13 protein-coding genes are annotated in these 13,611 nt (G+C 36.0%); 1 reads left to right on the top strand and 12 read right to left on the bottom strand.

The features are described 5' to 3' along the window. Window positions 1-6: 6 nt before the first annotated feature. The 10 genes from IPI65_07505 to IPI65_07460 form a co-directional block, all read right to left on the bottom strand. A complete protein-coding gene (locus IPI65_07505) occupies window positions 7-495 on the bottom strand; it encodes a transcriptional repressor (GenBank protein MBK7441362.1) in 489 nt (162 codons plus the stop codon). Window positions 496-506: 11 nt separating this feature from the next. Continuing rightward, window positions 507-2,714: a bifunctional (p)ppGpp synthetase/guanosine-3',5'-bis(diphosphate) 3'-pyrophosphohydrolase gene (locus IPI65_07500; protein ID MBK7441361.1), complete on the bottom strand. Its 2,208-nt coding sequence runs from the start codon at window positions 2,712-2,714 to the stop codon at window positions 507-509. Between the two features lie 617 nt (window positions 2,715-3,331). Beyond that, window positions 3,332-4,033 carry a hypothetical protein gene (locus IPI65_07495; protein MBK7441360.1) on the bottom strand — a complete coding sequence of 234 codons (702 nt, stop codon included), beginning with the start codon at window positions 4,031-4,033 and terminating at the stop codon, window positions 3,332-3,334. A 261-nt stretch (window positions 4,034-4,294) separates the two neighbouring features. Next, the gene (locus tag IPI65_07490; GenBank protein MBK7441359.1) at window positions 4,295-5,407 is read right to left on the bottom strand and encodes an NAD(P)/FAD-dependent oxidoreductase; all 1,113 of its coding nucleotides are present in this window, start codon (window positions 5,405-5,407) and stop codon (window positions 4,295-4,297) included. Continuing rightward, window positions 5,404-6,102, bottom strand: coding sequence for a methyltransferase domain-containing protein (locus tag IPI65_07485; protein MBK7441358.1), 699 nt, complete (start codon window positions 6,100-6,102; stop codon window positions 5,404-5,406). The genes IPI65_07490 and IPI65_07485 overlap by 4 nt, the downstream gene beginning before the upstream one ends. Further along, the gene (locus IPI65_07480; protein MBK7441357.1) at window positions 6,086-7,237 is read right to left on the bottom strand and encodes a type III polyketide synthase; all 1,152 of its coding nucleotides are present in this window, start codon (window positions 7,235-7,237) and stop codon (window positions 6,086-6,088) included. The genes IPI65_07485 and IPI65_07480 overlap by 17 nt, the downstream gene beginning before the upstream one ends. A 2-nt stretch (window positions 7,238-7,239) precedes the next feature. Then, on the bottom strand, window positions 7,240-8,103 hold the full coding sequence (locus tag IPI65_07475; GenBank protein MBK7441356.1) for a UbiA prenyltransferase family protein: 864 nt from the start codon (window positions 8,101-8,103) through the stop codon (window positions 7,240-7,242). Window positions 8,104-8,229: 126 nt separating this feature from the next. Further along, a complete protein-coding gene (locus tag IPI65_07470; GenBank protein MBK7441355.1) occupies window positions 8,230-8,781 on the bottom strand; it encodes a hypothetical protein in 552 nt (183 codons plus the stop codon). Beyond that, the gene (locus IPI65_07465; GenBank protein MBK7441354.1) at window positions 8,765-10,621 is read right to left on the bottom strand and encodes a Xaa-Pro dipeptidyl-peptidase; all 1,857 of its coding nucleotides are present in this window, start codon (window positions 10,619-10,621) and stop codon (window positions 8,765-8,767) included. The genes IPI65_07470 and IPI65_07465 overlap by 17 nt, the downstream gene beginning before the upstream one ends. A gap of 233 nt (window positions 10,622-10,854) precedes the next feature. Beyond that, window positions 10,855-11,472 carry a transposase gene (locus tag IPI65_07460; GenBank protein ID MBK7441353.1) on the bottom strand — a complete coding sequence of 206 codons (618 nt, stop codon included), beginning with the start codon at window positions 11,470-11,472 and terminating at the stop codon, window positions 10,855-10,857. A gap of 437 nt (window positions 11,473-11,909) precedes the next feature. On the opposite strand from IPI65_07460, the gene IPI65_07455 reads away from it, so the two are divergent. Beyond that, complete coding sequence (locus tag IPI65_07455) at window positions 11,910-12,317, top strand: hypothetical protein (GenBank protein ID MBK7441352.1); 408 nt, start codon at window positions 11,910-11,912, stop codon at window positions 12,315-12,317. Window positions 12,318-12,875: 558 nt separating this feature from the next. Here the strand turns inward: IPI65_07455 and IPI65_07450 are convergent. Together IPI65_07450 and IPI65_07445 are read right to left on the bottom strand one after the other, a co-directional pair. After that, window positions 12,876-13,217, bottom strand: coding sequence for an Hpt domain-containing protein (locus IPI65_07450; protein ID MBK7441351.1), 342 nt, complete (start codon window positions 13,215-13,217; stop codon window positions 12,876-12,878). Continuing rightward, a complete protein-coding gene (locus IPI65_07445; GenBank protein MBK7441350.1) occupies window positions 13,218-13,607 on the bottom strand; it encodes a response regulator in 390 nt (129 codons plus the stop codon). Window positions 13,608-13,611: the final 4 nt, after the last annotated feature.

The raw sequence follows: 13,611 nt of genomic DNA, 5'->3' as shown, positions 1-13,611 counted from the left end.
GGGGTATTAAGCCAATTTTTCTGCTTTTTGTTCATGCATTTCGCGAATTTTCTGACAATTACCACAAATGCCATACATATTGAGCGAATGATGCGTGATCTTAAAATTTAATAAATCACCCATCATGGTTTGTATCTGATGGATGCGCGGGTCACAAAATTCAACCACCTTTTTACAATCAACGCAAATAATATGATCATGTTGCTTATAACCATACGATTTTTCATACTGTGCCAGATTTTTTCCGAACTGATGTTTGGTAATTAAATCGCAAGTGAGCAATAATTCGAGCGTGTTATAAACTGTTGCGCGACTCACATGATAATCCTTTTTCAGCATGTGCGAGTATAAACTCTCAGCATCAAAATGGTCGGTGCGACTGTAAATTTCTTCCAGAATAGCAAAACGTTCAGGTGTTTTACGCAAACCTTTTGTTTCAAGATGTGCTGCAAAAATATTTTTAATTTCTTCCAGATGTTTGATCTGCTGTTCCATAATTATTGTTTTTAAGTTGTTTCTATTCTGGTAACCGAAATTACACCTTTCATGGAGCGTAATTTGCGTAATAAGGTTTCTAATTGTTCGGTATTTTTTACAAAGGTTTTTATCGTGCCTTCAAATAAACCATCTTTGGCATCCATAAATAAACTTTGCATATTTAATTTCATGTCGCCTGATATAATATTGGTTACTTTATTCACCAATCCCACATCATCTAATCCGGTAACTTTTATACCTGTTAAAAAGGCAATATCTTTTTGTTGCGTCCATCGTGTTTTGACAATACGATAACCGTACTTACTCATCAATTCAGTCGCATTCGGACAATTTGTTTTATGGATTTTAATTCCTTCATTAATGGTAATAAATCCAAATACATCATCACCAACAATCGGATTACAACATTTGGCCAACGAATATTTAATATTATCCATTGCATTATCAAAAATCAGCAACTCGGCATTCGATGTTGCAATTTTTTCGAGGCGCTCATAATCAACAGACTGGTCTTTGTCCACTACCGGTGGAATCAGCTTGCCGCCTTGTACCACAAAGTCTTTCAGCTCCTTTAAGGTAATGTCTTTCGTGGAAATGCGATAATACAATTCCATACTCGTCGGCTGATGATAATATTCCATCAGCAACTGAATATTTTTATCAAAAAACTCTGCTTTGATATTTTTTAAGCGTTTTTCCAGTAGTATTTTTCCTTCTGCAGCAACTGCACGTTTTTCTTCCTTTAATGCATTTTTTACTTTACTTCTTGCACGCGAAGTAATTAAAAAATTCAGCCAGTCTTCATTCGGTTTTTGTTTTTTCGAAGTAATGATTTCTACCTGGTCTCCATTATTTAACATATGACTGATAGGTATCAGCCGATGATTCACTTTTGCACCAATACAATGGTAACCGACATCGGTGTGAATTTCAAAAGCAAAATCCAAAGCAGTAGCACCCTGAGGTAAAATTTTTAAATCACCTTTTGGTGTAAAAACATATATTTCTTTCGAAAATAAATTTAATCGAAAATCATCGAGAAATTCCAACGCATTAAATTCCGGATTGCGCAATAATTCGCGAATTTCCCTTAGCCAGGTATCCAAGGCTTTATCGTTTGAACCTTCTTTATATTTCCAGTGTGCAGCAAAACCTTTTTCGGCAATTTCATCCATACGTCGAGTACGAATTTGCACTTCTACCCACTTACCTTTTGGGCCCATTACTGTGGTGTGCAAACTTTCATACCCATTTGCCTTTGGTGTAGAAATCCAGTCGCGCAAACGGTCGGGGTTGGGATGATATAATTCCGTAACCATACTATACACCCGCCAGCAATCTGCTTTTTCGTGATCAACGGGTGTTTCTAAAATGATACGGATAGCAAATAAATCATATACCTCATCAAAAGTGACACCCTTGTTTTTTATTTTATTGTAAATCGAATAAATACTTTTCGGGCGACCATACGTTTCGAAATGAAAACCATCTTTTTCTAAACGCTCGCGCAATGGTTTCATAAATTCGTTCATGTAGCGTGTGCGTTCGCGTTTTGTTTCGGCCAGGCGTTTTGCAATGTCCTTATATGCTTCTGCCTCCTGATATTTCATGCCCAGATCTTCCAATTCACTTTTTATGGCATAAAATCCAAGTCGGTGCGCAAGCGGAGCATATAAATACAAGGTTTCCGAAGCAATTTTCAGTTGCTTTTTGCGTGGCATGCTGTCCATGGTGCGCATATTGTGCAACCGGTCAGCAATTTTTATCAGAATCACCCGCACATCATCGGCGAGGGTGAGTAATAATTTTTTAAAATTTTCAGCCTGAATCGAGCTGGTCAGGTCAAACACCCCGGAAACTTTGGTAAGACCGTCAATTATACGGCTCACTTTGATACCAAACTCGCGTTTAATGTCATCCAATGTTAATTCAGTATCCTCAACAACATCGTGTAACAAAGCACAAATCGCAGCCGTAGCACCGAGTCCCATTTCATTTACCACAATTTGTGCAACGCGCAATGGGTGAATAATATAAGGTTCGCCACTTTTACGGCGCATGTTTTTATGGGCATCCACAGCCATCTCAAAAGCAAGGCGAATCTGTTTCCGCTCAGCACCGGTCATATTATTCCGCAAGCCCCTGAGCAGGTTCTTATACTCCTTCAGAATGAGTTTCTTCTCTTTTTCCAGATCTAATGGTTCTGCTGCTTCCATCAATTACTATTTTTTTGGGCGTTGGCCGGGCTATCCGCTGCAACTCCTTGCTCGCTGAAAAAGCTCGCTGCGGGGTTTCCGCTACTATCCCTAACGCGGTTCAGTCTAAACTAGGCCATCCTCAGTTTAGACTCACAAATCTATTATATAATCAAAAATTTTTAGAAATAGTTTTGAACGGGGTGAGAATGTGCAGATGTGCAAATGTACCAATGTACCAATTAAACAGCCGATTCTGAGTGAAAATTTCATTCGCAACACCCGTAAGGGCTGACCAATGTGTCAGCCCATGATGAAGTACAATTGGAATAACCATTGGGACAAAACATTTCATTCGTAGCATCCGTAGGGGCTGACCCATGTGTCAGCCCATGATGAAGTGCAATTGAAACACCAACCCCAAAATTTTTTTTCAAAGACGAACATAGAATCCTAGCCCCGATTGAAGTGGAAACGAGCTAATGTGTTAATGTGTGGATGTACCGATGTACCAATGGAACAGCCGGTTTTATATTAAGCTGGACATTTTTTAGCTCGTTGCAACGAAAAGCGGGAAGCGAATTTTATTATTAAAGAGAATGATAATGCTCCAAAAAAAACATTTAATTGATTTACGATTAATTATTTTTATTAAATAAAGCAAAAATATTTGGGAACCGTTTTTTTGGATATGGGAGAATATTTTTCACCTGAAAAAATCGCTGCACATTAAACGATTCAATTGGAATTTGTTTCATATTAATTAGCGTCTGGCCGGTATAAGCATTGCCGGCTTTATCGTGATACACAAATGCAGGATCAATTTCAACTAAGTGTAATTTATTAACAATTGTGGCGATACTTTTTCTGTTTACCCACTGACTGCCTTTTAATATTTTTCCATTAACAGTACTCAAGTATGGTTTCGATAAATCTAATGCCATATCATATCCGCAACAATCCTTACATGGCATGTTATCCGGAAAAAGAGCACCTTTATTCCGATGAGTTAGCGTCACAATTCCGGTATTATTTTCGAGCAAAACATGTTTACTTTTTGTATGTCTTACAATAAGTCTGATTTTTCTGAATTCACTTTTATTACAATCAATTGAATAATCTTTAAAACGATTTAAATAAACATCATCAATGGTAATTCTGCGCACTCTGAAAAAAACATCTACAACCCTGTCTGTCGTTGAAAAACCACATGATTGTTGCGTTGGCTGACTACCTGTATAAGAACCTGCAAGTCCTTTTGAGTCATAAATAAAACATTGTAACACATTATAGTAAATGTCATCCAGACTCTGATTTCCGTCAGCATTAAAATGGACCACGATAAAGTATAATATTGAGAAGCGGACCATTCGGTATTAATATCTGCAATTATTTCAAGCGTTTGTTGAGGGAAGGTGTCTATTTCGCTATAATCAAAACTGAACATTTGAGCATTCGCTGAAACTGTTAGGCAATAAAAAAATATAAAAAACAATATTGGTAAGCAAGATGCTATAATAAATTGTTTGGTGTGGAGGATGTTCATTTATACGTGTTGCATTAAAGCACCCAAAAATATAAAAAAAATATAAAAGCAAAATTTAAAACGGTTGCCCATGCGTCTGACCAATTGCCTTACCTGCCAAGGAAGGAAAAGTTTTAAATAAACCAATACTTACATTCGAAAAAACGGGATATTCGGAAAGTTTTTGAAAATAGCGACTGTGTTTTACGCGTGTGGCAAATTCGTGGTCCCAAAATTCAGCGTAATTTTCTATGAGTTCTGCTTTGGAAATTTTTTGGTGGAAAAAAGTGTCCAGCTGATTAGCTAAAACCGAAGCCGAACGCAATGCCATACTCATGCCATTTCCTGTAACGGGCGCAATACAACCTGCTGCATCGCCTAAATAAAAAGTATCATCTTCAACAGGGCGTTTTATATTAAAATTAATTCCACTTATCGACAATGGTTCTTTAAAAAGAAAACTGGCAGCATTAAATATTTTTTTGAGATGTTGATTTTGGTTGAGCACTGTTTTTTCTAATTCTGCAATGGAATTATTTACACGTTTTAATTTTTGTGCATTTACAATGTAACATATACAGGTTTTATCATCTTCAATTCCTGAAACACCACAATAACCACCGGGAAAATTATGTATTTCGATAAAATTTGTATCGCGTTTTAATTTGACATGATATTTAAATCCAATATAATTTGTTCCCTGTTGTAATCCTTTATCTGCTTTAGATTTTACATTCGATTTTCGTCCCGTTGCAATACAAACAATATCTGCCAAAAAATTGCCACTTGCAGTATTAACCTGATAGTCATTTTCATTTACAATTACCGCAAGCGCTTTGGTTAATAACATAAATTGAACACCTTGTTTTTTTGCTTCATTAAATAATAATTCTTCCAACAAGTGGCGACTGATGCCAAAGCCGCCGAGGTCCAGTGTTGTTTTAAATTCGAGAATACCTGTAGAGGTTAGTTTAAATTGCGACATATGTGGTAAACGCCAATCAATTAAATTGGGACAAATTTCATGCAGATAATTAAACGATTCCATCGAAATATATTCACCACAAACTTTATGTCGCGGGTAATTTCCTTTTTCTATAACCAATACTTGTATACCTCGTTTTTGCAAATCAATTGACAATGCAAGTCCTGCTAGTCCACCCCCAATTATACAAACCTGATATTTCATGCGTAAGCAATTATGCGGTAACGAAATGCCCAGCTCCACTGCACTTCAAAATCTTTATAGCCGGCATTACTCAAAAATTGTTCAAGCTCCGATTTTTTAAATGCCCGCCGAACCGATAATCCCGCATCGTTTTTTACCAACCACGATTTTGAAAATAAAGCGGTGAGCCATTTAATACTATAATAAGCAATTGGGTTGCGATGTAAATCGTTGGCGACAATAATACACTGATGAGTTTTTCCAAATTGGAATAGGTTGATAATTTCTTCATCGGTGAGATGGTGCAAAAACAAACTGCAATGCAAAACATCAATTTTTTCTAATAACTCCGGAGCAATATTTCTGTAATCATCACAAATTAATTCTTTGTTTTTAATTTCGGCGAGATTTTTTTCAGCATAATCGATACAGTCCTGCTTTAAATCGACACCGTAAAAAAATAATGGAGCTTGTTTTTTCTGTGCAAACTGTGCCATTTTTTTAATAAAGTCACCTCCCCCAAAACCAATGTCCAAAATATTATTTACAGCTTTCGGTTTATTTAAAACCTGCTTTAAACCATTTAACGAAGCCCTGTATCCACCGAGCCTTTCGTTAATTACATCCAGTTCATCCAAGGTTCGGTAAAGGTCTTTTGTGGAGATGTCGTCGCGATCGAGATATTCCTTATCATATATTCTATACTTGAACTGCATAAGTGGTTGCCTCAGATTTAGATTTATGATGTACAGTAGTATCTACTGATAATAATTGAATCAACTCAACTGTCAACCCCGGACCAAATGCGCAGGCGAAAATATTTTTATTTTGTGCAGCATCGGAATTACGAACGGTATTTAATATTCTTTGCAGAATAAATAATATAGTTGGCGACGACATATTACCATATTGTTGTAACACTTGCAGTGAAGCGTCTACTTGTTGTGGTGACAAACTGAGACTTTCCTGCACGGCTTCCACAATTTTTACCCCACCGGGATGAATAGCCCAATAATCAATATCCGATTTATCAACGGATAAAAATTCATCTACTACAGGCTGAATATTTTCTTTAATTGTTTTCACTAGATGTCGGCTTAAATACATACGAAATGCGGTGGAAGAAATATTCCAGGTCATTAAGTCGGCGGTATTGGGAATACACGCAGAACCAATGGACGTAATATTTAAAACAACTTTATTTTTTATAAGCGGATGATCATCACCACAAACAAGTGCTGCAGCAGCGCCATCTGCAAATAACAAATTGGCAAGAATATCTTCATCGGTAATTGATGGCATAAAGTGGATGGAGCACAATTCAGCGCTCACAATTAAAATACATGCTGTTGGATCTGCCTGCGCAATGTAATGTGCATGTTTGAGTGCTTTTAGTGCCGCATAACAACCTAAAAAGTTGAGTGCGACTTTTTCTGCATGCTCTATTTGATAATGTTTGGCTACATCAAATTCTAAACCCGGTGCATATAATCCGGTGCAATTAACTGTAATGATATGTGTTACCTGTTCAGGTAATGAGGCATTTTTTTTAAATAACTTATCAATTGCTTTAGTTGCAAGCGAAAATATTTTTTCTTTGAATATACGCATTCTGGCGTCTACCGATTGAGCGTATACATTATTCGTAAATAATTCCTGTTGTTCGCCTTCAAAATCGGGAATACAACTGTATCGGTCAGTAATTTTTGCTTTTTCAATTAAAAAATGTAATTTTTTTGAAATCTCAGGCATGTTTTCCGCGGCAAGGGCACGCGTATAAAATTGGAGTAACTTATCCTTTGTTATACAATATTCCGGTACAGCGGTTGATATATCCAGCACAAATGGCATAATTATTTTATTAAGAGTATTAAAAAGAAAATATTGTTAAATGTTGCCGATAGAATTAACATCAGCATGGTATTTTTGAAATTTACCTGCGCTGCATTTTTAAATGAACGGATAGCCCAGGTAATAAAATAAATGGTAACCGGTAACATGATTAAATTAAATAACCAGAAATTACCAATTGTGTGATATCCCTGAAAGGATAAATAAATAAAAAATGTCGCCAGCAAAAAAAATATGCCCGAAAAAACAAACGTACCTTTTTTACCTAATACATAACTGATTGTTTTAACACCATCCTGACTGTCGGCCTCATGCTGATAAATTTGTGTGATGGGATATAATGTTCCAATAAACAGGAAACAGGCAATGGCAGCATAAATTACGGATGGTTGAATTAATAAATCAATAGAAGCAAGTCCCAAAACATTTGCACAAAAAACTCCACTGCCCTGACAAACACAAACGATAATAAAAGCAAGAATCGGATATTTTTTTAATCGGATGTTGCGGTAACTATATAATCGGGAAACTACAATAAACAATACTACCAGTGCAGCGAAATAATAATTAACCAACATGCAAAGTATAATTGCCATTGCATCCATGGCATTTGCAGTGTGTAATAAAAGTTTTGAGGGAGGTGGTGGTGCTTCCAGTGCACCAATGGGCCCTGTATCTCTGTCGTTAAAACTATTATACGCATTACTGGAAGGAAAAACCAAAAAATGCCAGATAAAGAGCACTAAAATCAATTCAACAGTTAATTCCGGTTGAATAAAATACAATGAAAACAAAGTAATAGGCAGCAAAAAAACCGAAAACGGCAAACGTAACAAAACAATCGTATTTCTAATATCGGTCCTCACACTGTTACAAATTTAACTTGTAACCATGCGTGTCACCTTACATAATTATTGCGGAGATTTATATGATTCACATTTTTGTTACCATATTTTTGAAAGTAGAGATCTTTTAAAGGTTAATTAATTATTTCACCAAAACTGCCACCATTTTTTTGTGGTAATATCCTCTTTCAAAGCCCAAAAGGCGTCATTAAACTTGTTATTTGTAAATTTTTGCGTAAGTTGATGCGCATAAGGATAAATTGCATCTTCAGGCCCATTTTTAAAGCGCTTAATTACTTTTTCTACTGGAAAGATTTCCGCACCATCCGGCAAAATAACAGACACATATAATGTCCCTTCTTCGAGTGAATCGTCAGTAATCCATTTGCTTTCGGGAACATTTTTAATTATCGTTTCGCCCACATAAGCACCAATCGAAAATAGAATTCCTCCATATCCTGAACCATATAAACGACCACCACGTTTTGGAACATTACCTGACATATTTTTATAAAAAAATTTATCAATTTCAATTATACTATCAATTGAATTATCAAGTAAGAGCCCATCAGCTTTAAAAGCATTAACTAACCATGCCGAATGTACTTTAATATCTTCGTATAACGTTCCCATAATTAAAATAAATATTAATATTACAATTAATTTAATTACAGCGATATTTTTAATTAGTAATTGCACCTTTCAAAGCCTCAACCCCACCCACAACCGGCAACACGATTGAGGTTCCGTTCAAATCAAAATAAATTTGCGCTCCCGGTTTTGGCCATAGGGTAAATTCTTTATCGCTCGAAAAAATCAATAATCCAATTTGCTGACCTTTTGGAATTACCTGATCATCAGGCATGAGTTCAAAACTTAAATTGTAAAAAGTGCCGGCTTGTAATAATTCGCCATCAGAAATAGAACGATAATTTTGCGGATCAGCCCAGCCTCTGGTGATAATATTATCATAAATTTCAATTTCCTTACCTTCTTCCCATGGTAACGCAACCAGCCACACCGAAATATTTACTGCAGGTTGATTACTTGCCAATCGTAAATTAATTTTTGGAATTCCTGAAATACGCACATCATTTTCCAAAACCGGTGTTACAAATAATAAACGATTTTCGCTGTTTTTATTTTCAATTAAATCTTTACCTGCAATTTTATAATTATCGGTAATGGTATCTGTTACCATAGCTGCAATTTTTTCAAAAATTAAATTACCTGCGTTTTCACCATCCGGTGCTAAATATAAAGTAACGGGTGCTGCATTTTTATCCGGATAACTATCATAACCTGTTGCATCTTCTGTATGTTCCCGAACAATATAAACAGGCGGATCATTCTCCACACCATTTTCTATTCCAAATAAATATCTTGTAAACCATTTATTCATTATAGATAACGATGGCTCAACACCATGCTCCTCCTGATTATAATATAATTGCACCGGCAAACCCTTGTCCTTAGCAGCTTTGTAGAAACGATAACTTTGTTCAGTCATCACATTCCAGTCGTTAAAACCATGAGCCATTAACATGGCAGCATGCATATTATTTATTTTATTTACATAATCACGCGTTGCCCAAAAATCATTATAATCACCTGTTGCGCGATCCAGGTTTTTTACTAAAATACTATCACGAATTAATCGGTTATTATTTTTGCGTTTACTTTTATCGCCCGTACTAATTACATCATATAAAACATCAATATCTTCTCCCGGATAACCTCCCGGTGAACGTACTAATCCGTTGGAACGATAATATTGATAAAATGATGTAACGGGAGCATTCGGAATAATTGCCTCCAGTCCTTCAACACCTGTTGTTGCTGCAGCAATACATAAAGTGCCATCGTAAGATGCACCCATCATACCTATTTTTTTTGAACACCAAAAAGCCAATACTTCTTCATTTCCGGTTCGCGTAGTATAACCCTTAGCCCTTCCGCAAAGCCAGTCGATAACAGCTTTTGGTGCAAGCGATTCATTTTCTCCGCCAACTGTTGGAGCACCGTCCGATAATCCTGTTCCTGGTGATGATGAATATACCATGATATATCCTCTCGGCACCCACATATTGTTGGAATAAAATTCCATTAATGGCCGTTTAGTGCGCGTTTTAAAATTCGGATGTTTTCTTGATTTTGGCTCCTCACCTAATTCCGTTTTCACATTCCAGTTATATTTATTGGAACCCATACGCAACAACGTCCATAATTTTAATCCGTAATACGGACTGCTCGAATAAATTACCGGCAATTGTAATTTCCCCGATTGTGTTTGCGCTTGTCGTGTAACAAATACATGCATTCTGTCCGGTTTGCCATCGTAATCCGAATCAAAATTTGTTTCCACCCAAAGCTCTTCTTTTATCCATGCTGACGGGTCACTAAATTCAGCAACCGGCTGCGCTTCACCATTGCGAAAAATTAATTCCGGCACAGCATTTGAGGCAGTTTGACCAATAACTGAATTTGTTATCAGAAATAAAATAAAAAATGCAGATAATATTTTATTGATGGGTTTCATTGAAATATTTTTAAAAATAGAATTACCAATAACAACCCAAAACTAATAATATTTTATATCGCAGTCAAAAATTTAAAATAAGGATGATTTGGGGGCTACCCGGCTGGTATCATTTTCCCACAACAACACATTCCCGCGCCGGGTCGGGCTTTACGCTGCAACTCCTCGCCCGCTGAAAAAGCGGTCTGCGGGGTTTACGCTTCAATCCCTAGCCCAAATGTTTCGTATAATTTTCATCGCCTCAATCTATTATCATTAAATCGATCAAATTTCCATTTCGCGGGATTGTTGTATATATAATTGGTGATATTTAGATAGGATTGTTTATCACGGATGATGTGTTCGTAATAATTGCGTTGCCAAATTTTTTTATAAAATGGTTTCCAGTTATATAATTTAACGCCGCGAATATATTCATTGGTTGACATTGTTTTAAACCATTGCATAATCGTAGGTAATGATGCCCTGTCGGGGCCGACCCGCGTGTCGGCCCGAACGGAACCGGCAATTTGAATAATACAATGAAAATGGTTTGGCATTACCACCATTTCATGGCATTTAACATGCGGAAATTTTTCAGGCAATTTATAATACCATTTTTCAATCATTTTTCCGGCATCGTTTAATTGAATGGTTAGGTTTTGGCCGACACATGGGTTGTTGTGGTCGTTCGCATGGGCATTTTCGTCAGGGCCGACACATGGGTCGGCCCCTACGGAGTTGGGATGGGATTTTTCGAAATAACAAATTCCTTTGTAACAACAAATGGTAATAAAATACAACCCATTTTGTGCATAATCGTAATCTTTTAATCTGACCGATTTGCGGGCATTCGGATTTTGGCTGGACATCATTTTTTTGGGATTTTGGTGAAAAATATTTAATTCAAACCGAACTAAAATATTATTTCCAAAAAAATGATATTGTAATTATTATGTGCATATCGTTTTAATTATTCGATTGTAAGCGGCTTTGGTAGGTTTGGGCTTATGGCAATCGAATAATTATTGTTGTGGGCAATTTGTTGTACTTGTTTGTGTAACGTTAAAATGTCACTTTCTTATTGTGGATATTGATTTAACGTTTCCTTTAATATTTCTTCTGCTGCCAGGGAAATGACATGTGATGATGTCAATCAGTAATAAAATCATGCATATCAGTGAAAAACGTAATACGAAAAGGTCCTCCTTCTCAGCATCTAATATTACTTCGGCGTGACATAAGATATTGCGTGATTAACGGGCATTTATTAACTTTGATAAATATTATCAATACAATCTCTCCTACTATGAAAAATTTAATCTTGTGGTTTTTACTTATCGGATTATCGTCTTGCACTTATGATTATATCCATGACGACTACCGTGATGTTGTGTGTGGCGAATACACGGGAATCAAAGTTGAGAGTTCTCTATATAGTTATAGTGAAGCGGATACCATAGTCTTATATGCATTATCGCTGGAAAAATCCGAGGAGGATTCTATCGTTGATTTAGTTTATCAGGTGCTAGTAGATGACAGCATATATACTTCTTTAACATATTCATTCTACTTTACCGGCGAAGTATTCCAGTATCCCGGCTACGACCCCGAATGGAAGCCAAGTTTGGAATTTACCAACCCCGATCTACACTTCCATCTTCAACCCGGCCTCGGGCCATTTTACATAGATCTGTATGCTACTAAGATTGAGTAGATGCCGATACATATCTCATAAAAAAATTAATGCTGTAAATTATCATAACTTAGCCTAAAGCCAAGGACCCCATATTTTCGTTGTCAATTTTTCCCGGATTGTTCAATATCATTATTTGCTGTTTGTTATTTCCATCCGCATTTAACGAAACACTTTTTTCCAATTGTATATCACCAAACATACAAATGCGATCATATCAACATAACGTAATAAAATATAACCCGTTTTTTGAATAATCATAACCATTTAAACGAATCGATTTGCGGTCGGGATAATTGGGGTTGGCCATTGATTTTTTGGGTTTTTGATAAACAATTAATGGGTTCGAATTCAAATTTATATTTGATTATACTGTAATTGGTTAACCACGAAAAATTTGAATTCGAAACAGAACTAAAATATTATTCCCAAAAAAATGATTTTGTATTTATAATGTGTATATCGTTTTAATTATTCGATTACAAGCGGCTTTTTGGGATTTGGGCTTATGGTAATCGAATAATTATTGTTGTGGGCAATTTGTTGTACTTGTTTGTGTAACGTTAAAATGTCACTTTCTTATTGCGGATATTGATTTAACGTTTCCTTTAATATTTCTTCTGCTGCCAGGGAAATGACATGTGATGATTTCAACAGATTTTCGATTTTGTCAAACTGCTGTTTTTTTACAGCATCTTCTATCTGTATAAGACCATCTTTTAGCGAATTAATTCCCATTAAATCGGCTTGTGGTTTTAATGAATGAGCGTTAATGCGCAGTTGCTCCCAATCTTCGGCTTTCAGGTCACGTTGCATTGCTGAAAAGGCGCTTGGTGCTGCTTCAAGGTACAACGAAATGTAACGCCGCATTTTTACCGGATTGTTTTTCGCAAACTTTGTTAAATATGTCAGATCTACCATTTATACATTTGCATTTATGAGTTGATAAATTTCTTCAAAAGCATCCTGTCCTTTTATTACATAATGAATTGCTCCATACATGATAGTTTTTGCAGCAGTGCCATAACTTTTTTGACTGGATAACATAATAACCGGTAAACGTTTATTAAGTTTTTTAATTTCCTTCAATATGTCAATGCCATTTGCTGCATCTGCTTCTTTTGAATTGAGATAATAATCTAAAATTACAGCATCAGGTTGTTCTGTAGCCAAGTGCAACAAACAGGCTTCTCCTGTAGGAAATGATTTAATATTGAAATGTTCATTTTGTTCCATTAAATAATCGGTTAACATTTCAGATAATAATTGTTCATCATCTACAATGAATATGGTGGCATTTTTTTTAAACATGATC

Source organism: Bacteroidota bacterium (assembly GCA_016706255.1).
Taxonomy (GTDB): domain Bacteria; phylum Bacteroidota; class Bacteroidia; order Chitinophagales; family BACL12; genus UBA7236.
The sequence above is the reverse complement of the archived record's forward strand: the minus strand, read 5'-3'. Positions and strand labels throughout refer to the sequence as shown.

Coding starts and splice junctions, on each gene's coding strand:
- IPI65_07505 (MBK7441362.1), bottom strand. CDS start 495: ATGGAACAGCAGATCAAACATCTGGAAGAAATTAAAAATATTTTTGCA.
- IPI65_07500 (MBK7441361.1), bottom strand. CDS start 2,714: ATGGAAGCAGCAGAACCATTAGATCTGGAAAAAGAGAAGAAACTCATT.
- IPI65_07490 (MBK7441359.1), bottom strand. CDS start 5,407: ATGAAATATCAGGTTTGTATAATTGGGGGTGGACTAGCAGGACTTGCA.
- IPI65_07485 (MBK7441358.1), bottom strand. CDS start 6,102: ATGCAGTTCAAGTATAGAATATATGATAAGGAATATCTCGATCGCGAC.
- IPI65_07480 (MBK7441357.1), bottom strand. CDS start 7,237: ATGCCATTTGTGCTGGATATATCAACCGCTGTACCGGAATATTGTATA.
- IPI65_07465 (MBK7441354.1), bottom strand. CDS start 10,621: ATGAAACCCATCAATAAAATATTATCTGCATTTTTTATTTTATTTCTG.
- IPI65_07460 (MBK7441353.1), bottom strand. CDS start 11,472: ATGTCCAGCCAAAATCCGAATGCCCGCAAATCGGTCAGATTAAAAGAT.
- IPI65_07455 (MBK7441352.1), top strand. CDS start 11,910: ATGAAAAATTTAATCTTGTGGTTTTTACTTATCGGATTATCGTCTTGC.
- IPI65_07450 (MBK7441351.1), bottom strand. CDS start 13,217: ATGGTAGATCTGACATATTTAACAAAGTTTGCGAAAAACAATCCGGTA.
- IPI65_07445 (MBK7441350.1), bottom strand. CDS start 13,607: ATGTTTAAAAAAAATGCCACCATATTCATTGTAGATGATGAACAATTA.